16 protein-coding genes are annotated in these 19,774 nt (G+C 59.6%); 9 read left to right on the top strand and 7 right to left on the bottom strand.

The genetic code is table 11. The features are described 5' to 3' along the window. The first annotated feature begins 67 nt into the window (after positions 1–67). Complete coding sequence (locus tag IPH10_05040) at positions 68–1,219, top strand: glycosyltransferase family 4 protein (GenBank protein ID MBK6910284.1); 1,152 nt, start codon at positions 68–70, stop codon at positions 1,217–1,219. A 3-nt stretch (positions 1,220–1,222) separates the two neighbouring features. Next, on the top strand, positions 1,223–2,314 hold the full coding sequence (locus tag IPH10_05045; GenBank protein MBK6910285.1) for a mechanosensitive ion channel family protein: 1,092 nt from the start codon (positions 1,223–1,225) through the stop codon (positions 2,312–2,314). 85 nt (positions 2,315–2,399) lie between these two features. Here IPH10_05045 and IPH10_05050 read toward each other — a convergent pair whose 3' ends face one another. The 6 genes from IPH10_05050 to IPH10_05075 all read right to left on the bottom strand — a co-directional run bounded on the left by IPH10_05050 (position 2,400) and on the right by IPH10_05075 (position 13,168). Further along, positions 2,400–6,074, bottom strand: coding sequence for a T9SS type A sorting domain-containing protein (locus tag IPH10_05050; protein ID MBK6910286.1), 3,675 nt, complete (start codon positions 6,072–6,074; stop codon positions 2,400–2,402). A gap of 162 nt (positions 6,075–6,236) precedes the next feature. Next, positions 6,237–7,628: an ATP-dependent protease ATPase subunit HslU gene (gene hslU, locus IPH10_05055; GenBank protein ID MBK6910287.1), complete on the bottom strand. Its 1,392-nt coding sequence runs from the start codon at positions 7,626–7,628 to the stop codon at positions 6,237–6,239. Positions 7,629–7,652: 24 nt separating this feature from the next. Continuing rightward, positions 7,653–8,189, bottom strand: coding sequence for an ATP-dependent protease subunit HslV (gene hslV / locus IPH10_05060; protein ID MBK6910288.1), 537 nt, complete (start codon positions 8,187–8,189; stop codon positions 7,653–7,655). Positions 8,190–8,228: 39 nt separating this feature from the next. Next, positions 8,229–10,016, bottom strand: a complete 1,788-nt coding sequence (locus tag IPH10_05065) for a DNA primase (GenBank protein ID MBK6910289.1) — start codon at positions 10,014–10,016, stop codon at positions 8,229–8,231. Between the two features lie 376 nt (positions 10,017–10,392). Beyond that, positions 10,393–12,018, bottom strand: coding sequence for a T9SS type A sorting domain-containing protein (locus IPH10_05070; protein ID MBK6910290.1), 1,626 nt, complete (start codon positions 12,016–12,018; stop codon positions 10,393–10,395). A gap of 604 nt (positions 12,019–12,622) precedes the next feature. Next, positions 12,623–13,168: a LemA family protein gene (locus IPH10_05075; GenBank protein MBK6910291.1), complete on the bottom strand. Its 546-nt coding sequence runs from the start codon at positions 13,166–13,168 to the stop codon at positions 12,623–12,625. Between the two features lie 88 nt (positions 13,169–13,256). Between IPH10_05075 and IPH10_05080 the strand changes: the two genes are divergently transcribed. Together IPH10_05080 and IPH10_05085 are read left to right on the top strand one after the other, a co-directional pair. Next, entirely contained in the window at positions 13,257–13,742 is a 486-nt protein-coding gene (locus tag IPH10_05080; GenBank protein MBK6910292.1) for an RNA polymerase sigma factor, read from the top strand. Between the two features lie 24 nt (positions 13,743–13,766). Then, positions 13,767–14,144 carry a hypothetical protein gene (locus tag IPH10_05085; protein ID MBK6910293.1) on the top strand — a complete coding sequence of 126 codons (378 nt, stop codon included), beginning with the start codon at positions 13,767–13,769 and terminating at the stop codon, positions 14,142–14,144. 25 nt (positions 14,145–14,169) lie between these two features. Here IPH10_05085 and IPH10_05090 read toward each other — a convergent pair whose 3' ends face one another. Further along, entirely contained in the window at positions 14,170–14,910 is a 741-nt protein-coding gene (locus IPH10_05090; GenBank protein MBK6910294.1) for a TPM domain-containing protein, read from the bottom strand. Positions 14,911–15,081: 171 nt separating this feature from the next. On the opposite strand from IPH10_05090, the gene IPH10_05095 reads away from it, so the two are divergent. The 5 genes from IPH10_05095 (at position 15,082) to IPH10_05115 (ending at position 19,733) form a co-directional block, all read left to right on the top strand. Next, complete coding sequence (locus IPH10_05095; GenBank protein MBK6910295.1) at positions 15,082–15,786, top strand: HAD-IA family hydrolase; 705 nt, start codon at positions 15,082–15,084, stop codon at positions 15,784–15,786. A 20-nt stretch (positions 15,787–15,806) separates the two neighbouring features. Beyond that, a complete protein-coding gene (gene acpS, locus IPH10_05100) occupies positions 15,807–16,211 on the top strand; it encodes a holo-ACP synthase (protein MBK6910296.1) in 405 nt (134 codons plus the stop codon). 74 nt (positions 16,212–16,285) lie between these two features. Further along, positions 16,286–18,409 (top strand): T9SS type A sorting domain-containing protein, encoded by a 2,124-nt coding sequence (locus tag IPH10_05105; protein ID MBK6910297.1) that lies wholly within the window; start codon positions 16,286–16,288, stop codon positions 18,407–18,409. 14 nt (positions 18,410–18,423) lie between these two features. Beyond that, positions 18,424–19,323: a CPBP family intramembrane metalloprotease gene (locus tag IPH10_05110; protein ID MBK6910298.1), complete on the top strand. Its 900-nt coding sequence runs from the start codon at positions 18,424–18,426 to the stop codon at positions 19,321–19,323. Positions 19,324–19,382: 59 nt separating this feature from the next. Further along, positions 19,383–19,733 carry a DUF393 domain-containing protein gene (locus tag IPH10_05115; GenBank protein ID MBK6910299.1) on the top strand — a complete coding sequence of 117 codons (351 nt, stop codon included), beginning with the start codon at positions 19,383–19,385 and terminating at the stop codon, positions 19,731–19,733. The last annotated feature ends 41 nt before the right edge of the window (positions 19,734–19,774 follow it).

The raw sequence follows: 19,774 nt of genomic DNA on the forward strand, positions 1-19,774 counted from the left end.
ATCTGGTTCGCCCCGTTGCGTTTCTTGTACGGTTGCGGAAGTGCGGAAATCTGCGTATCATGGCGGCATGCGAATCGGATATGTACACAGCCGGGCGTTTCCGTCCGTGGATGCCAACGTGGTGCAGGTCGTGCAGATGTGCCGCGCATTCCGGGCGCTGGGTCATGCGGTGACGCTGTTTATCCCGCGGCACGCGGACTGCGCGACGGACGAACTTGCGCACCGCCGCGCGCGTGAGCTGTTCGGCGATGAGTTGGGATTTGACGTTGTGTTCGTTCCGCGCCGCAAGATATTGGGGCGCATGGAGGTACTCGGCAGCGTGCGGAGCACGCTGGACGCGCTGAAACAACGTCCACAGGATTTGATATACAGCCGCAATCCGTGGTCGGTGGCGTTTTTGCCGCGCACTGGCGTGCCGTTTATTTGGGAAGCGCATGAAGAGCATGTACATAAGAAATCCAAACTGCTCGGCGCTCTCCTGCGAGAGCTGATCGTGCGCACGTCAAGACGGCGCGAGCTGGTGAAGGTCGTGGCGATTTCCGAAGCGCTGACGGATGTGTGGGCTCGCTATGGTGTGCCGCGCGCGAAACTTCTGGCCGCGCATGACGGAGTGGACTTGCAACTCTTCGGGTCGCCGCCGCCGCAGGAGGCGGCGCGGCGCGCCTTAGGCATTGACGCGGACAAACGAGTGGTCGTCTACACGGGCGCGTTGAAAGACGATCGCGGGATTGACCTGATTCTGGAGAGTGCGCGGAGAATGCCGGATGTTGAGTACTACATCGTCGGCGGCAACGCGCCCGAAATTGAACACTGGCGCAATGCCATTGCCCGGTTGAAACTCGTGAACGCGCACCTGCCCGGACGCGTTGCGCATCAGGATGTGCCGCGCTGGCTGTCAGCGGCGGATGTGCTGCTAATGATGTGGACTTGGCGTGTGCCGACGATTCGCGTCTGTTCGCCGATGAAGCTGTTTGAGTATATGGCGGCGCAGCGCCTGATCGTCGGTCCGGCATTTCCGACGGTGCTGGAAGTCCTGGAAGACGGGCGCGATGCGATTTTGTTTGAGCCGGACGACGCCGACGCCATGGAGCATGCGCTGCGTGAAGGGTTGGCGCGCTGCCGGGAAACTGATTTGCCGTCGCGCGCGTACGAGAAGGTGGCGCGCGATTACACGTGGGAGGCACGCTGTCAGTTGATTCTGGACAGTATAGGGTCATAATTTATGGAACCGCGGGCACAAGTTACATTGCTCGAGCAATTGCGCCACATCACTTCTGAACAGTGGTTAATGGCGCTGGGCGCGTTGGCGGCCGGATGGGTGCTGAAACAGATCGTGATACTGGCGATTCGGCGGCTGATGAAGCTCGCGGAAAAGACTGACAACGATTTCGACGACATCCTGCTGGGTGCCGTGCGGCGTCCGGTCGGTTGGATGTGCTTTCTGCTTGGATTGTGGACGGCTCTGACGATTCTGCCGCTGCCGACCGAGCCGGTTGATCTGGATCGCTTCTTCTTCTCGTTCATGAAGTCCGCGACCATCTTCATCGGCTTCTGGCTGGTGGTGCGCATTGTCAGCGGTTTGATGAAGTCGTCGGAAACGAAGATGCGCGAGAGCAATCCGCAGTTGGCGGGGCTCTTGCCGTTGGGCCGCAAGACGATCGTGGTGGTAATGTGGATTGTGGCCACTCTGATTGCGCTGCAGAATGTCGGCTACTCGGTGACCTCGCTGCTGGCCGGTATCGGCATCGGCGGTGCGGCGCTGGCCTTCGCGGCGAAGGATACGCTGGCGAATTTCTTCGGTTCGATAGTCATCTTTGTGGACAAGCCGTTCGCCATCGGCGATTGGGTGAAGGTCGGCGAGATTGAAGGCGTGGTCGAGGAGGTCAGTCTGCGCGTGACCCGTGTGCGCACATTCGAGCGCAGTCTGATCACGATTCCCAATCAGGATTTGTCCACCAAGCCGATCGAGAATTTCTCGCGCATGGAGAAACGGCGCATAAAATTCGATATCGGTGTGCCGTACGAGACGCCCGTAGACAAGCTCGAAGCGGGAGTCGAGCGGATTCGGCGGTTAATCGCGGACGACGAAGGGCTGCATAACGATCCGCAGTACGTCTATTTTACGAAATTTGAATCGTCGAGCCTGACGATCTCCGTGTTATGTTTCACGATCAGCACCGAGCAAACCGACTTCATGGAGACGCGGCATCGGCTGCTGGTCGGTATCAAGCGCGAGTTCGAGCAGCTTGGCGTCAGCTTCGCGTTCCCAACGCAGCGCATGATCCTCGAGAGCGGAGCGGGTTTGCCGAACTGAGCTTTGAGTCTTCGAGAAATTACGCAAAGCGGGCCGCCTCAATGAGGCGGCCCGCTTTGCATGGTCAAGGCAGTAGCCGCGGCGGCTACTTCATCAGGACGACCTTCTGTACCGCGGCATTGGCGCCGCTCGTCAGACGGGCGAAGTAGACGCCGCTGGCAAGATTGGCGCCGTCGAAGCGGACGCTGTGCGTCCCGGCCTGCATGTCGCGGTCAATCAGCGTGGCCACTTCTCGTCCCAGCGTATCGAACACACGCAGCGTCGTCGCGCCGTTTCTGGCCAAGTCGAAACGCAGTTCGGTGGCCGGGTTAAACGGGTTCGGATAGGCCGCATGCAGCGCGAAGGCGGTGGGCAGCTCACGCGGGTCTTCGCTGCCCAAGAACGGGTCAGGCGGCGTCGTGGTGAAGCGAATGGCTCGCAAGGCGGCCAGCGGCGCCACAGACGGCAGGTAGGTGTTGGCGAACGTCAAGCCCAGTCCGCGCAGATGCTGTGCGTCCTGAATACCGACGGACGCATAGTTGTTGGTCTGGTCCGTATTGGCAATCTGCTTGTACAGCAACAGGACGGAGCCGTCGCCCGCCGCGGGATACTCAAGCACGCACTGGAACGCGCAGTAGTCGCGATTGGGCGTGCCGCCCGAGTTCAATCCGGCGCGATTCAGAGTGCGCCACTGCACGATGAACCGATTACCGTCTGTGCGTGTGAAGATTTCGTGCTGTGCGTTGTCATTCGGATAGATCGAGTCGGTGTTGGCGATCAGGTCGTCCCAGAAGGCGCAGATCATCGCGGGCGGCCCGATGGGCGACGGAATTTCCCAGTTGCGGAATTCCGGCAGCGTGGCCCGACCAAATGAAATCCAGCCATTGGAGCAGACATAGATCGAATCGTAGGCGGCGCCGTAGAAAGAGAAGTCCTGCGGCAACGGGACGCCGACGTAGCTGTCGTCGCGCACCAGATGCTGCGTCGCGCCGCTGCCGCCTGAATCGGGATCAAGCTCGGTCCAGGCGAACGACGGCGTCGCGGTAAAACCTCCGTCAATATCTTCGTACGCGTAGTAGCCGTATTCGTCCGGGCCCGTGGGCACGTTGGGCGTTACGGTGCCGACGGTGAAGACAAATTGTCTCCACGTGATCGGCGCGCCATTCACCGAGAAGACTACGCGCAATGCGATCTGCCGGCCCGGCGTGACGTTACCCGGGAGCGTCGCCGTGAATGACGACGCACTTACGACATCTTGACCGACGCCGACGTTCGTCCAATTCAGCGTATTGTCCGAGAAGCTGATCGCGTTGTCCCAACTATGTACGGTGGCGGTGACTTCCGATGCTCCCGCCAGACCGAGATTGCGAATGTCCATGAAGATATTGGCCGTCTCACCCGGTGAGAGTATGCCGTCGGCATCCTGCACTTCAATCGAGAGAATCTGCGGATCTACGGCGGCAACAGTGAAGCGCACATCGCGGATCAAACTGTTCTGACCGTCATTCAACGTCAGACGCAGCACCGGAACGGCGCCGCCCCACGCGTTATCATTGATCGTCGCACTGATCGCCGACGAAGTGCCGAGCTCGCCCGGAGCCAATGCCGGCAGCGTCGCATTCCCGTTGGTGATGGTCACATTGGTATCGAGCGCAACGGCGGAGATGCTCCACGTCGCGGCCTGCGAACCGACGTTGCGCACTCCAAAGGTCATCTGCACATTTTCGCCGGGATTGGGAAGGCCGTCATCGCCCGCGGTGAAGACAGGCTCAGCGACCATGGGATCAGCCGCGTCGGAAGGCCCGACCGCGACATCCGCCATTTCCATGAAGTAGGTATGCTTCCACACGGTCAACTGCGCCGTCGTGGTTCCGGTCAGATTCACGGGGACGGCGCAATTGCCGCTCGCATCCGTGACCGCCGTCCACGAGCGCTCGCCAGCTCCCGGGCGAATGCCGACGATGGCGCGCGGCACGGGCTGACCGGTGTTGCCGTCGGTAACATGCACATCAACCCACGTTTGGCCGCGGGAGAGGACCTGCGGCACTTGCACGTCAAGGTCGTGCGGCAGGCAGAAGTAGAGCGGAACCTCGGGGTCGCCGAGAATATTGAAGACGTGGAAGCCATAGAACTCAACCAGGCCGCCGGCCGGACGCTCGAGCGGATATTGACGATAGACTTCGAGCTTTCCGGCGAGTGCGAGGCCGCCTGTGCTGCGGTTGCCGTCAACGATCATACCTTCCGCCATCGCTGCGAGCATGGCGTTGTTGTGGCGCGTATTGGTGTGCAGGTCGCTGGCGCCTAAGAAGACGATCGCGCCGTCGGGGTCAGTGGCTGTGCCGAGACCGGTGATCCACGTCTCACCGAAGCACGGGCCGCTGGTGAAACCGAAGTTACCGCTGCCGCACACGATGCCCCATACAGCGGGGAATTTCGTGCCGACGTTTACGCCTGCTTCGATATCTGAATTGAACAGCACCGGGTATTGCCAGCCCGGCGATGCCGCCCAGCCGCGATACCAGACAGCGCAGACGCCCTGGTTAATATCGTCAATGATCTCTTCCGTGTACTCCAAGGGGTCGTCGGTGTTGTCGTGGTAGTAGAACGTATCGGCGTCGGTAATGCATCCGGCGTTCATGACATATTCCCGTGCCCAGTTCATGTTCCAAACGGGCGTGACTGGGAACAGACCGCCCTCGGCGTAGTTACCGGCAGTGCATGTAATGCTGCTGAACCAATCCAAGTTCTCGGTGTACGGATTCGTTTCGTAGATTGCGACCTTGCGGAAATAGGATACGTACTCCGCGGGCGACTGCCCCGAGATACGGCCATTCAACACGTCAGGAATATAGTCGTCGCCGTCCACTGCAAAGAAGTAACCGTCGCCGACGGACGGCAAGTCGCCGCCGATCTCCGGATTCGGTACGCGTTTGGTGGGTACTGAGAACGTGCCGCTCTCGTCACCGATAAACACGGCGTAAACGAGCGGAGCGAGGCTGGCGTCTTCGTATGTGGATTGGACGTAGTTGCGGATCGAATTCTCGCTCGAGTCGCCTTGCGCTGCGGCAATCTGCGCGAGGGTCGTCACCTGCAACTGAAAACCCTTGCGGCGTTTCAGATCGAGCCACGCGTTAAACTGCGCGTTTGCTTGCAGGTGCGTGTTGAAGAGCGGAGTTGAGATGATGACCAGATAACGGGCGGGAGCATCCAGCGATACCAGCGGATCCAGCGCATCGAGGTTATCCACCGTGCGACGCAGGATCGGTTCGAATGCCCAATGCACAGGCTGTGGATAGGCCACAGCGTTAACTCCGCCGGCGCCGCTCGTGGTGACCTCATATTCCACGCTCGTGACGATGCGGACGCCTTCCGGCGTGGCGGTCAGCGGTGCGATCGACACGCCGACTAAGCGCGTGCCATGCAGGATCACCGGTTCATCCAGTGTGACGATCTGCTCGATGGTCGTCGGCAGACCGGTGGCGTCAAGCGCGGTCTGGACAGTTTCGCCCAGAACAACGTTGACAACCCGGGCCGTCGGCGTACCTGTGGGCGCGATCATCAATAATGCGCCGCCGTACGGAAGTTCGAGGATATTTCGGGCAGCAACTGTCGCGTTGGTGACAGATGCGGCATCGAACTCCGCGAGCATCGCCGTACGGTTCAGCGATGCATGGAGGACGTGACTCTGAGCAATGTCAGCCGATGTGGCGGAACGCGCGGACGCGACGCAGCACAAACACAGCAGCAACACCCAAGTACGTGCCAAGCGTGTTCTCAACATGGGGGACCTCACCTTGTTGTGTATCTGAATTAAGTGCAATTCTTGCAAATGACGCATAGCTTGCGCAGGGCCGTGACTTGTAAGTCATTCCCACACAAGTGGTTGAGGGCAATTCGGAGAATGTATTGGCGAGAACCGTGCCGAATGCACGGCCTGCGGAAGCTACAGGATAAATCGGGACAAATCTTCGTCTTCGACGATGTCCTTCAGGCGGCCCTGCACGAACGTCTTCGTGATCTTGACATCTTTCTTGGTCAGCTCGGCGGCTTCAAAGAGAATGTCTTCAAGCAATGTCGTTAGAATCGTATGCAAGCGGCGCGCGCCAATGTCCTCTGTCCGTTCATTGACCTCTTTGGCCGTGCGCGCCAACTCACGCAACGCGTCGCGCGTGAATTCCAGCTTGACGCCTTCGGTGGCCAAGAGTGCTTGATACTGTTTGATCAACGCGTTGCGCGGCTCGGTGAGAATGCGCAGGAACTCCTCTTCACCCAAGCGCTCCATCTCGACGCGAATCGGGAAGCGGCCCTGTAACTCAGGAATCAGGTCGGATGGTTTGACATTGGAGAACGCTCCGGCAGCGATGAAGAGCACGTGGTCTGTTTTTACCGGACCGTATTTCGTGACGACGGTCGTGCCTTCAACCACGGGAAGTATATCGCGCTGCACGCCTGAACGTGAAACGTCGGGGCCGCCGCCTTCGCCGTCGGACGATGAGACGATTTTGTCAATCTCATCAAAGAACACAATGCCCAACTGTTCGGTGCGGCGCACGGCTTCGCGGATGACGCGATCCATGTCAATTTCGCGGTCGAATTCTTCTTCGAACAGCCGTTCACGCGCCTCGACCAACGTCACCTCGACGAGCTTGCGGCGCGATGCTCCTTCACCCATCGCCTCGGGCATATTGAAGCCCATCTCCTCGATTCCCTGCGCCGAAAAGATCTGCATCAGCGGCATCGAGGACTCGGTTATCTCGATTTCGACCATCTCTTCTTCGAGCTTGCCCGCGCGCAATTCGTCGCGCAATTCGTTGCGGCGCTTGAGCCACGCGTCCTGCCGTTCCTGCTTGACCTCGGTCGTCGGCGGATTGCTCTCGTCGTCATCCAATCCCGGCGGCGGCTGAATCAGGTCGAGCAGCTTTTCTTCGATCAGTGCGTCGAGCTTGACGTGTGCAATCTCCATGTATTCCGAGCGGACCCGCGACACGGCCAGATCGGTCAAGTCGCGCACCATGGATTCAACGTCGCGGCCCACATAGCCGACCTCGGTGTATTTCGAGGCTTCGACTTTGATGAACGGCGCCCCGGCGAGCATGGCCAAGCGGCGCGCGAGTTCAGTCTTTCCGACTCCCGTCGGACCGATCAGGATGATGTTGTTAGGATAGATCTCATCGCGGATTTCACCGACGACCTGCTGCCTGCGCCAGCGATTGCGGAGCGCGATTGCGACGGCCTTTTTGGCGGCGTCCTGTCCGATGATGTAGTTATCCAATTCGCCGACGATCTCGCGCGGCGACAGCGTGGGGACTTGTATATTATTAGTCTGTGCAGTCATGTAGAAAGGGAGGTGAAGCGAACGCTATTTCAGCTCTTCGATCGTCAGGTTTGCATTGGTGAAGATGCAGATTTCCGAGGCGATCAGGAGCGCGGCGCGCACGATTTCCGCGGCGGGCATCTCGGTGTGCTGATACAGTGCGCGGCCCGCCGAAAGCGCGAACGATCCACCGGAACCAAGCGCGATGATGTTGTCGTCAGGTTCGATGACTTCACCAAGACCGGAAATCAGGTACATCTTGTGCTTGTCCATCACGACCATGTCGGCTTCGAGGCGGCGCAGGTTGCGATCCATGCGCCACTCTTTGGCCATGTCCATTGCGGACAGTGTCAGATTGCCGTTATGCTGTTTGAGCTTGCCTTCGAAAATATCGAGCAGCGCGAGCGCATCGGCTGCCGCGCCCGCGTAGCCGACCAGCACCTGGTCTTCAAAGGCTTTGCGGACCTTGCGCCCTTTGCTCTTGATAATGGTGTCATCGAGCGTAAGCTGTCCGTCGCCGCCGATTGCCGCGAGACCATTGCGGCGCACCGCGAGTATTGTAGTTCCGTGATAGTTGCTCATGAGAGGGTTGTTAATGAAAAATTCCAGCGCGGTAGGCGATCACTCGGTGCCGGGTGGCGTGGTCGCGGCGGCGCGGAGCGCCTTTTCGCGGGCGATGAGATCCATCAGCGTACGCGAGAGTTCGGAGTTGTCAGGTTCCTGCCGGATACGGGTTTTGATCTGTTCGATTTCCTGGCGCACCGTCTCGACTTGTAGGGCTCGCAGGCAATCGCGCGCGGTTTGCCGGTCAATCTCGGCGCGGCGGTGCTCGTCGGCCTGCTCATCAGCGTCCGCAGCGGCGATGAAGTCACGCTCGGGCGGTTCCGGAAAGCTGTTGAGCAGCAAAATCACATCGGGATAGCGGCCCAGTTGATACTGATCGTAAAGAAACTGCAAGAGCTTGCGCAATCGCTCGTCGCGGATGTCGTTAGGCAGCCACTGCCCGAAGATTTCATCGCGGATTTCCGGCGACCGCATCAGCGCGATGGCCAGCAGCGTATCCACGCCTTTGGGTGGCCAAGTAGGGGCGGCCTGCGTCGTGCGTGCGGCTTGCGGCCGTTTCAATTGCCCAAGCTCGGCGAGCAAGCCCTCCATCGAGAGCCCGGTCTTTTGCGCGATCTGCTGCACAAAAGCCTCGCGCTCGATGACGGATGGAATCAGGGACGCGCTGGTGACCAGCGCCCGGGCAACCTGCGCCGTGCTGGCATTGGCCGCCCGGCCGCGTTCGACCGTAAAATCCACCAGCGACCGCGAGTCGTTGACGAGCGCCCAAACCGCCTCAGCGTCATGCGCGCGGACAAACGAATCCGGGTCTTCCTGACCGGGGACAAGCACGATTCGCGGCTGTGCGCCGCAACCCAGCAGGACGTCAGCGGCCCGGCGCGCGGCACTCAGGCCCGCGTCGTCACCGTCGTAGAGAATATACACATTTCCGCTAAAGCGCAGCAACAGCCGCGCTTGCTGCTCTGTCAGCGCCGTGCCCAGACTGGCACAGACGCAGCGAATCCCCGCCGCGGCCAGTGAAATTGCGTCCGTATAGCCTTCGACGAGGATCACGCGATCCTGCCTGCGGATCTCATTGCGCGCCTCCCACAGGCCGAACAGTTCGCGGCCCTTGGTGTAGGCGGCAGTCTCCGGGGAGTTAATATACTTCGCGGAGGGCTCGCCGGGTTCCGGCTCGCTCAGGCGGCGGCCGCCAAAGGCGATCACACGCCCGGCCAGATTGCGAATGGGAAACATCACGCGATCGCGAAATGCGTCGTAGGGCCGTCCGGCCTGCTGGCCGATTTTCAACAGCCCGGCTTTGACGAACACGTCGGCGGGCAGACTTGTTCCTTGCGCTCGGTTGGCCAACCCGTCCCAACCGTCAGGCGCGTAACCAATCATGTACGCGCGGATAATCTCATCGTCAAACCCGCGACCCAACAGGTAGCTCATGGCCTTCTTCGCGCCGTCGCTATTCTGATTGAGCAGGTTTGTGTGAAAGTAGTCGCGGGCAAGTTGATTGGCCTCGACAATCTGCTCACTCTCCGTCGGCCCGTCGCCGCTTTTGCGGGAAATCGTGGGCAATTCGATATGCGCGCGTTCGGCCAGCATCTTGGCGGCTTCGATGAACGACACGCGCTCGACCTCCATGACGAACCCGAACACGTTGCCGCCTCGCCCGCAGCCGAAGCACCGGAAGGTCCCTCGGCCCGGGTGGACGGAGAAGCTGGGTGTGTTTTCCTCGTGAAACGGGCAGAGGCCGAAGAAGTTCTGGCCGCGTCGTTTCAACGCAACGTATTCTCCCACAACTCCAACAATATCGTTGGCTAAACGCACCTCTTCGAGCTTGTCTTCCGGTATCATCTTGAAATCATAGAGGTTAGGCGCGTGGCATCCGAATTGCCTTAACTGGAGTTAAAGGGGAAAGGTGAAGGTGAGGTTTAAGATGCGATACGATGAAAAGCGGCCCAAGTGGCTGGAATTTGTGGAAACCGCCCCGGAAGACGAGGATTGGTTTCGGTTGATGGTGGAGAACCCGTGTAACGGGCAGATTTCGACTATCTCCACGAATATCATCAACATGGATCCCCCGGTTCGCGAGGAGAGGCCTGCAGCGCCTACGCCTCCTCCATTGCCGTAGGCGTGCAGGCACGCAGTCTCTGCACAGCCAATATAAGTGCTCCAAAAACAAAAAACCGCGCTTCGCACAGCGCGGTTTTCTCGTTTCCCGTGGGGCAGCCTACTTCAGCAGGAGCAGCTTGGCCGTGCTGAGTGGCCGGCTGGCCGAGCGCAATTGCGCGAAATAGAGACCGCTGGGTAAGTTGCGGAGATCAAGTGTGACGTCTTGCGAATGCGCCACAACTCCTTCGAAGGCAGTTTGCACGAGTCGGCCTGTAATGTCGTAAAGCATGATCATGTAGGAGCAGTGGACGGCAACGGTAATGTTTAGCGTCGTCGTGCCATTGAACGGATTGGGAAACGCGCTCAACAGATACTCGTCCGGCCCCAGCGGCGGCAGCTCCACCGCAACCTCGTTCGTGTCGCTGCTGTCCGGCGGAACCAGCAGCCACGGCGAGAAGAGAACATCGTCATCAACCGCCGCGCCGAGTCCGTTAGGATTCGAGGTGAGGTTGAACGGTCCCGTAGCGTCGCCCCACCAGTTTAGGCGCGCGTCCGTGAATTCGTCATCGCTCGCATGCTGGACTCCGAACGCCAGGCTATCAAAGGCATTGCGTCGAAGCAGGAGTATTTCGGGCGGTTCCACTCCAAGAACATACACGGCGCCGCAGGAATCCGGTCCGGCGTTTGCGAAAACGTTGTGTTCAATCATCGCCGCTCCGCGGTGAACTGACATCGCGTTGCCAAAATATCCGAGCGACGTGACATGTGTAAACACATTGTCTTCGTATGATCCGAGAAAGGCCGGGACATCGCCGTCGCACTTGATTCGAAGCGCAACGCCTTCCTGACAGTCGCCCGGCCCGATATGCTCAAAACGGTTCCCGATCACAAGCGGATGCCTGAAGCTCGGGTCCGTGACGGTCTCGCAATCCGCCTGATTGATCTCCAGCACCGCGTCGCCTATTTCAAAATCGTGAAACACGTTTCCGGCGATAACGGAACCGCTCCCTGCCCGGATAAGGATCGCCGGATCACACGCGCCGTAAAACGGCCCGAAGTCACAATCGAGAACTGTGATGCTGTCCTGCCCGGCCGATAGCAGCCACCCATTCAGTAAATTAGTGAAGGAACAACTCGCAAACGTCGAACCGCTCCATGCCGACACCATGATGTTTGTAACCGCTCCGTGGAAACGGCAGTTCGATGCCAAGACCCTTCCCGAATCTCCACGGGAGATGCAACGGCGCTGTGAGTTGAACATAACGACGCTGTCAAGTTCAACAACAACGCCGCGGCGGATGCAGGCATAAACCGAGTCAAACCGGCAATTTGAGAGGGCAAGTCTGAGCAATCCGTGCGAGTTATCAATGCCGCCGGGGTCATCAGTCTGTCTGTCCTCATGCATCGCTTCGCCATTGCGGAACCACAGGTTGCGCAGCTTCACACTGTCACCACCATGGATCTCCAGGCAGGCCAGTTCATTGGCGAGCGGCAGACTCGTCGGATCAATGACCACTCCGATTCCATTCGCCGAGTCCGGCGGCGCAGTTCCCGCCAGCGTCAACGATCTGTCCACAATGACCAGCGCTTCAGGATAGATGGCCGGTTCGATCAGAATCGTGTCGCCGCTCTGCGAGCTATCTATCGCGGTCTGGATGAACGTAAACTGCTCGGGAACCCGCAGTGTTCTCGCGTTGGCCGCAAACATGCAGCATAGAAGCGCCAGAGTAACGCGGGCGATCATGGTGCGCACGGACCGGGAGTTGGACCGACGCAGAGACAACCCCACGCCGAGCATCTTGACGGACACTCCTGGCAATTGGTGTCGTCGCACGGCGACTTACAAACCCACATGCGATAGTTGACGCCTGCTTCCAGGAACACTGAGCAAGTCTCATTGCAGTCCTGATTTGTGCAAATGGTCCGGCACGTAGCGAGAATCGTCCCCGACGGCACTTTCTCAATGATCACGCACGCCTCGCAATCGTGACATCCGGACGCGCAAACAACTTGCGCGCTCAAGGAGTAAGTGCCGCTGCAGGCCGCCGTAAACGCACTTGAAGCGCATTCGCCACTCGCCGTCGTGCAGTTTTCCCAGCTTCCGTAGCAAGTAGGATCTTCAACACAGATTTTTTGCGAGCACGCGAATGCTGCATTTCCGAGGCACAAAAAAACCGCAAGCAGCATGATTGCGGTGCAGGTGGAAGGTGCTGTTCTCATGGCAAGCCTCCTGAACGGGGTGAAACACGGCGACTTGGATGCACCCATGAGGAATGTAGCAACGGAAGCGGATATTGTCAAGGCCTGTCCGCAATAACAATATTGCTGTCCGGCAACGCTGCCGCGGACTATTCCGCCGGGGTGGAGAGCACGGGCTTGGGTTGAACCGAGAAGATCAGCGTGATCAGACTGCCGCTAAACGAGTCGAGAACGCTGTTGTATTGGCGGGCGGCGGAGTTGTACGCTGTGCGGGCGGCCTCCTCGGCAATTTCGTGCTTAAGATAATCGGCTTCCCACTCGCGGTAGTCATCGCCGTCGCGCAGTTGCGGAAAGCGCAGGGCCAGGCCGCGCAATTGTGCGAGCTTCGATCCAACTAATTCGTGCATGTGGGCGCGGGTTTCGACATCGTCCCCATCCGGCGTCTCGGCCCGCAGCACTTCAGCGACTTTGACAATCTGCCCGGCTTCCGGCGAGTATACCTCGGTCATCTCGGCGAGTTCAATCATCAGCGTGCGGCGCGGCGCCAACGCGGCCTCCCAATCGGCGAAGCTGGCCCGGGCGGCCCGATGGTGCACGGCGAGCTGCGAATAGCTGTCGTAAACGGAAAAAGCCAGCACGAAGCCGGCGACAAGCAACACCACGAATCCGATTGCCAGCATGCGCAGGAACTTCATCGGGTCAGCGGGTTAGGTTGCGAACAGAATTGGGAACAAGCGGCATGCGTTGTAACGGCGGTTGAAGTTTTCCGTATAATAGGGGACGATGGCCCAAGCGACCACATTTGACGAGATCTACAGGCGGCTCGCGCCCGAAATCTTCCGCTACGCGCTGGGCCTGACCCGCCAGCGCGCGGTCGCTGAAGATATCACGGCCGAGACGTTTGCCCGCGCCCTCACGACGCACGATCCGACGCGGCTCCCGACCGTGCGCGCCTTCCTGTTTACGATTGCGCATCGGCTGGTCATGGATCACTTTCGCCGACACAAGACGGAACCGCTGCCCGATCCGGATTTGGTCGGTGGCGCAGCAGAGTTCGACCGCGTCAGCGAGCAGCGCGACTTCCTGGACTTTGCACTGCGCTTTCTGGCGAATCTACCCGAGCCGGAGCGCGAAGCACTCCTGCTGCGCGCGGCGGAACTAAGCTATGCGGAAATTGCGGCGACTCTGCGGATCACCGAAGCCAACGCCAAAGTGCGCGTGCACCGCGCGCGCCTCAAACTGGCCCTTTGGCGGGCCGAACAACTCTAATCACACCTCCCACGGAGCACACCGATGCATGTACAGCTGACACGCGCGACGATTCTTGACCTCTTGCCAGGCTATTTATCCGGCGATGCCAGCGCGGAAACGCGGACGCTGGTCGAAGCGTTCGCGCACACCGATCCGCAGGTGGCAAAGATTCTTGCGGCAGGTCAGCAAGGGTTGACCGAATTGTCCGCGCAACCTGTGCCGCTCGGTCTTGAACAGCAGGCTCTGACGCATGCGCGCCGCCGGATTCGCTGGCAGGCCTGGCAGCTTGCTCTGGCCATCGTCTTGACCGTGGCCATCGGAATGCTGGGTTGGCTGGGGACGTTTCTGGCAGCGCTGTTTTGGGTGATTTACTACCGCAGCCGCGAGCGCCTCCACGAGCTGCTCTTTGGCCAGCGCTGAGCAGGCCATCGAGCATCCCTTCCGATCACTTCCTTCCCTGCATCCGATTCCAGCGCCCGCGCCAGCGAGCCTGGAATACCTCGCCGAAAACGACAGTGGCGCGGGCCATTTTCGTCTCCAGCCGTGCCATTCCAATCATAAATATCAACAACGGAACGAACAGCAGCAGCTCATTGGTCCGGGCTGGTGGGGCGCCGCGTGGATCGTAGAGCGCGGGCTGCAGCTTCAGATAACCCGGTACAGTGTACAGTGCCACGCGTTGTTCGAGGCCAATCGCCACTGAAAGTTCGGTGACGGCAAGGAAGTAGGCTGAACCGCGGTCTCCTTGCGCCAAATAGGGCAGCATGACCTGCTGCTGCATGCGCTTGCTCGCCTCCTCACTCAGCATCGCGCTGATCTCCGAACCGTACTCAATGCGCATCTTCTTTTCGGCCAAAGCGTCCACGATCAAAATAGTCCGGGCCTGCACGGCGGGCGATTCTGACCATTTGGCCAACAAGGTGCGGGCGATGTCATTCATCTCCATCCCGCCAAGATAGGGCAGGGTGAGCACCCGGATCCGGACGCCGGTCTTGCGCTCGAGTTCACCCGCGACCTGTGCGAGCTTGCGCTCATCGGCGGGTGCGATAGCCCGGGCGTAGTCGGTGATATACCCAATGGGCTCGGGAATGGCGGGATTCGCCTCGTCAGCGAGCGCGCTACCGGCCAGCAACAGGCTCAAGGCGATCTGCACGAGCCTGTGCAATATACCATTGCGAGCTTTCACTGTCAATGCCCCTTTCCCGTGAAAAACAATAACATAGCGTTCAGAATCCGGTCTGCGGGATAGAACGGTACAAATTCAATGACAACCGGCGGGACGGTTTCGGGCGGCTTGCATATTCGCAAGAATGTCAATAGATTGGAGCTTGCGTAACCCCCCCAGCCGGACACAGCCATGATTCGCGGGATCCTGTTCGATTTAGACAATACCCTGCTGGATTTCATGCGCATGAAGCGGGCGTCGGTGGACGCGGCGGTCACGGCGATGATAGACAGCGGGATGCCGATGCCGCACGATGAGGCGGTCCGGCTGGTCTATACCATCTACGATGAGGTCGGGATCGAGAATCAGGAGATTTTCGACCGCTTTTTGGTGCGCGCCTTCAAGACCGTGGATTACAAGTGGCTGGCGGCCGGGATAGTGGCCTACCGCCGGGCCCGCAACAACTACCTTGTGACCTATCCGCACGTGCGCTCGACGCTGGCGGAACTGCTGCGGCGGGGGCTGCGGCTGGCAGTGATTTCAGACGCACCGCGCCTCGGAGCCTGGCTGCGACTGGCTCAGCTTGACTTGCACCACATGTTTGACCCTGTTGTGACCTTTGATGACACCGGGCACCGCAAACCGTCGCCGGTGCCGTTTGAGCGGGCGCTGTCATTGATGGGTTTCTCGCCGAAAGAGGTGATCATGGTCGGCGATTGGCCTGAGCGTGACATGGTTGGCGCCAAGCAATTGGGGATCGTGACCGTCTTCGCGCGCTATGGTGACGTCAAGAACACGGTCGAGAGCGGTGCGGATTACGATATTGACGATATCAGCCAGCTTGTGCAGGTGCTGAACTTGATGGATGTTGACGAGGACCAAACCTCGCTGTTTTAAGCGCAAGCCCGGCCCCCTGCATGTCAAAAGCGCCTCCTGCTCCCATATTGCCGTCGCTGGGCATTGATCTCGTAGAAGTTGACCGCATCGCGGGACATCTCGATGATCCGGCCTTCCTCGAACGAATTTTCACCGATACCGAGCGTGACGAATGCTTGAGGCGCGCCAAGCCCGAAGAGTGCCTTGCGGCGCGTTGGGCGACCAAAGAGGCGGTGGCCAAGGCGTTGGGTACTGGGATCGGTGAGTATCTGGCGTTTCGGGATGTCGAGGTGATCACGGTCAAGGGCAAAGGTCCGCGCGTACGCATCCACGGCCCCTATGCCCAATACCCGATGCGCATCTCCGTTTCGCTGACGCATACGCGGACGACGGCCGCGGCGGTAGTGATGATTTTCCCCAGTGAAGAGACAGAGTCACAGAGTTGAATTTTCGATAGAACCTATTCTTTTGGCGGCACCGGTGGTCCCGGATGTCCCGCAGCCTTGAAAGGAGCAACAAGATGATCCGTTGGTTTTGTATTGCACTGCTACTCGCCACACTTTCGGTGGGCTATGCGAAGAGCGTGGTGAACATGGTCTCCACGGAGCGGCCGCAGCAAACGCTCGACACGCAGTGGGGTCCCGATCAGTTTGGCTATCGCGCCAAAGATGCCAACGAGCCGGACGGCCCGGACTTCGCTTGGATTGACATCACCGAGTCCGGTACGCTCGTGACGGGCCTTGAAGACGACAACACGGTCGGACCGTTCAACGCGGGCTGGGATTTCCGCTACTACTGGTATGATGTGTCGCAGTTTTGGATTGGTTCGAACGGCTACATCAAGTTCCAGTCGGTCGGCCAGCTTGCCCAGCCGTTCCCGACGTTCCCGAACACGGCGACTCCGAACGATGTCATCGGCGCCTACATTGGTGACTGGCTGTTTGACGACGGCGAGACCAGTGAGTGCTACTGGTGGACGAACAACGCGGACACGCTGATTGTGTCGTGGGTGGACGTCACCGCGTGGGTGCAGGGCGGCAGCTTGGGCAACCATGACTTCCAGATGATTCTTTCCGGCGCCGACTCTTCGATTACCTTGCAATACGGCGTCAGCACGACCGGCGACGTGTCGAACAACGACGTCGCGATTGGCATTGAGAATGTGACCGGTCAGTTGGGTATTTCGTGCTACGATGGCACCTACCCGCCTAACAACTACGCGATCAAGTTCTACTATCCTGACGTGATCACGTTCCAGGTCCACGACCTCGGCATGGCGGGTGTTCAGAACAGCCTGTCGGAGGGCGTGTTCCTGCTGACGGGTGACCCCCTGGACGGCTTCCTGCGCGTGGGGAACACCGGTAATCAGAATGAAACGGCGTTTACGGCCAACTATTCGGTTCGCCAGGTGAACAACACCTTGATTACGCAGGCGAACTACACGGGCACGCCGATCAATGCGGGGGCCACGCAGGATGCGACTTTCCCGGCGATTTGGACCCCTGCCAGCGACGGTCTGTTCCGGCTGGTGGGCACCGTTACGCTGACGGGCGACCTGTTTGCGGGCAACAATTCACTGCGCACGGAATTGCATGCGGTGACGCTGCCGGGCGAACTGTTGTACGATGACGGCACTGGTGAGCAGGATTGGAGCTGGGCCGGTGGCGAAGGCGGTATGGCCATGGAATTTGAGCCGCCGACCTATCCGTGCGAAGTCATTAGCGCGCGCGTCTGGGTGAACACCGCGGACGTGTTCGAATTGCAGATCATGGACGATGATGGTCAGGACGGCTCGCCGGGTACGGTGATCTGGAGTGAGCAGGTAACCGCGCCGACGGCGAACGCTTGGAATAGCGTCACGGTCCCGGCGGGTGATGTGATTGTTGAAGACGGCACGTTCTTCGTCGCTTGGGCCACGGCGGGCGGTTCGACCGCTTCGTTTGGTGTGGACACGACGTCTGCGCAGGGCATTTCGCGTCGTTCGTGGGAATCGGCCGGCGGCGGCTGGGCGGAGAATCGTCTGCTGAACACGGCGGACGTCATGCTGCGGGCCACGATTCGCGTCCCGGGCCAAGTGAACAACCCGCCGGAAATTCAGGCTGCGACGCCGCTGCCGGATACTCTGGATACGGTCTGCTTCAACTCGACGATTCCGTTCACTGTCTTGGCGGAAGACCCGGACGGTCAGACCCTGACCTATTCGTGGTTCCACAATGGCAACGCCGTGGGCACGAACAGCCCGACCTACTCGCACCGTTTCATTTCATTGAATTTGAATACGCTGAAGTGCCGCGTCTGCGACTTCGAGTTCTGTGACTCTGTCACGTGGACTCCGACCGTGCAGATCTGCTCGGCGCTGGGAGATGAACCAAACTTCATCCCGACAGACTATGTCATTGAAGCGTTCCCGAACCCGTTCAACCCCGTGGCAACGATTGACTTTGCGTTGCCGCAGACGAGCGATGTGCGCGTTGTGATTCACAATCTGGCGGGCCAGGAAGTTGCCGTTTTGCAGAACGGTCCGCTGAGCGCCGGTGTGCATCGTGTGCAGTGGAACGCGGCGAATATGGCCTCCGGTACGTACTTTGCAGTGCTTCGCACTCCGACAGCGGAGCGCCTGACGAAATTGCTGCTGCTGAAGTAACCCTGAGGTAGCCTTTGCGCCAGCCCGATAGTGGCACCAGCACGAGCTTCCCTTACCGTCTTGGCACGGTAAGTTGGAAGCTCGTGCTGTTTGTCGGGCTTTTTATTGCGCTGTATCTGCCGTTTGTTCTCCCGTTTCTACTCTATCCCCAGACTGAATACGTTGTCCTAGCCACAGCATCAGCACGGGTTACCATTGAGCTGATCGCCGCGACCTGCGTGATATTGGCAGCGATGGCGATGACGCGTTACGTGGACCGCATGCCGTTGCGTACCCTGGGGCTCGCGTGGCGGCGTTGCGCGGGATTTGTCTGCGGCGGAACCGTGCTGGGCGGCGGGCTGCTTCTGGCGGCGCTGGTGATACTTATCATCAGCGGATGTGTCAAACCCGGCCCGGGCCATGGTCCGTTCACACATGAATTCGTGTGGACGCTTGCGGCCATGCTGCTGAACACGATTGGTCAAGAGGTGCTCGTTCATGGCTATGTTCAGCAGGTTGTGCGGCGTGAGTTCGGGGCTGCCGCGGGCGTCATCGTAGCGGCCTTCGTGCTCGTATTGCTTCACTACACTCTGTTTCACACCGACGCGCTGCTCCTTCTCGTGAATCTGTTCATCGCCGGTCTAATCCTCGGCATGGCTTTCCTGTGGAGTCGTTCGTTGTGGCTGCCCATTGGGATTCACTTCGGCTGGAACTACGTGCAAGGCCCCGTGCTCGGTCTGCCTGTGACGACGATTGACCTGTGGCCGTCAGACCTTGTCGTGCTGAACGGTAATCCACTGCTCACCGGCGGCACCATGGGCATAGAGGGCGGCTTGGTCGCTTCAATCGTGCTCATCGCGGCCACCGCAGCATTCTACTACATTTTGCGGCGCAATCGTGCCGCGCAACTGGAATTGGAAGTCGTGATTCAGTGACCACCGCAACGATCCGGGCATATTACGACGGCCGCTGTGGGTTATGCCACAGGGCCGTTGTGTTTATGGTCCATCGTGATCGCATGGGCCGACTGTCCTTTAGTCCGATTCAAAGCGCACGCTATCAGCACTTTGCCCGCGAGCACGGCATCACGTTAACGCCGCGCAGCGTGCTCGTTTGGGATGAAGCCCGCAACCTGTTGCTGAGCGAGGCGGACGCCATACTTTTCTTACTGACCCAATGCGCCGGTCCGTGGCGGCAGTTGGCACTGCTGCTGACCCGACTGCCCCGGGGCCCGTTTAAACTCGGGTACCGGCTGATCGCCCGCTGGCGGCATCGCTGGTTTCGGCCTCCCCAAGACCTCATCCCCGTCCTTCCTCCGGACCTGGCTCCCCGGGTGCAATTGTAGCCCTCAGTTTGGACTTGAGAATCCCGCGTGGATTCCGTACA

Source organism: bacterium, from assembly GCA_016702305.1.
In the GTDB taxonomy this organism is placed as follows: Bacteria; Electryoneota; RPQS01; order RPQS01; family RPQS01; genus JABWCQ01.

Coding starts and splice junctions, on each gene's coding strand:
- IPH10_05040 (MBK6910284.1), top strand. CDS start 68: ATGCGAATCGGATATGTACACAGCCGGGCGTTTCCGTCCGTGGATGCC.
- IPH10_05045 (MBK6910285.1), top strand. CDS start 1,223: ATGGAACCGCGGGCACAAGTTACATTGCTCGAGCAATTGCGCCACATC.
- IPH10_05050 (MBK6910286.1), bottom strand. CDS start 6,074: ATGTTGAGAACACGCTTGGCACGTACTTGGGTGTTGCTGCTGTGTTTG.
- hslU (MBK6910287.1), bottom strand. CDS start 7,628: ATGACTGCACAGACTAATAATATACAAGTCCCCACGCTGTCGCCGCGC.
- hslV (MBK6910288.1), bottom strand. CDS start 8,189: ATGAGCAACTATCACGGAACTACAATACTCGCGGTGCGCCGCAATGGT.
- IPH10_05065 (MBK6910289.1), bottom strand. CDS start 10,016: ATGATACCGGAAGACAAGCTCGAAGAGGTGCGTTTAGCCAACGATATT.
- IPH10_05070 (MBK6910290.1), bottom strand. CDS start 12,018: ATGATCGCCCGCGTTACTCTGGCGCTTCTATGCTGCATGTTTGCGGCC.
- IPH10_05075 (MBK6910291.1), bottom strand. CDS start 13,168: ATGAAGTTCCTGCGCATGCTGGCAATCGGATTCGTGGTGTTGCTTGTC.
- IPH10_05080 (MBK6910292.1), top strand. CDS start 13,257: ATGGCCCAAGCGACCACATTTGACGAGATCTACAGGCGGCTCGCGCCC.
- IPH10_05085 (MBK6910293.1), top strand. CDS start 13,767: ATGCATGTACAGCTGACACGCGCGACGATTCTTGACCTCTTGCCAGGC.
- IPH10_05095 (MBK6910295.1), top strand. CDS start 15,082: ATGATTCGCGGGATCCTGTTCGATTTAGACAATACCCTGCTGGATTTC.
- acpS (MBK6910296.1), top strand. CDS start 15,807: ATGTCAAAAGCGCCTCCTGCTCCCATATTGCCGTCGCTGGGCATTGAT.
- IPH10_05105 (MBK6910297.1), top strand. CDS start 16,286: ATGATCCGTTGGTTTTGTATTGCACTGCTACTCGCCACACTTTCGGTG.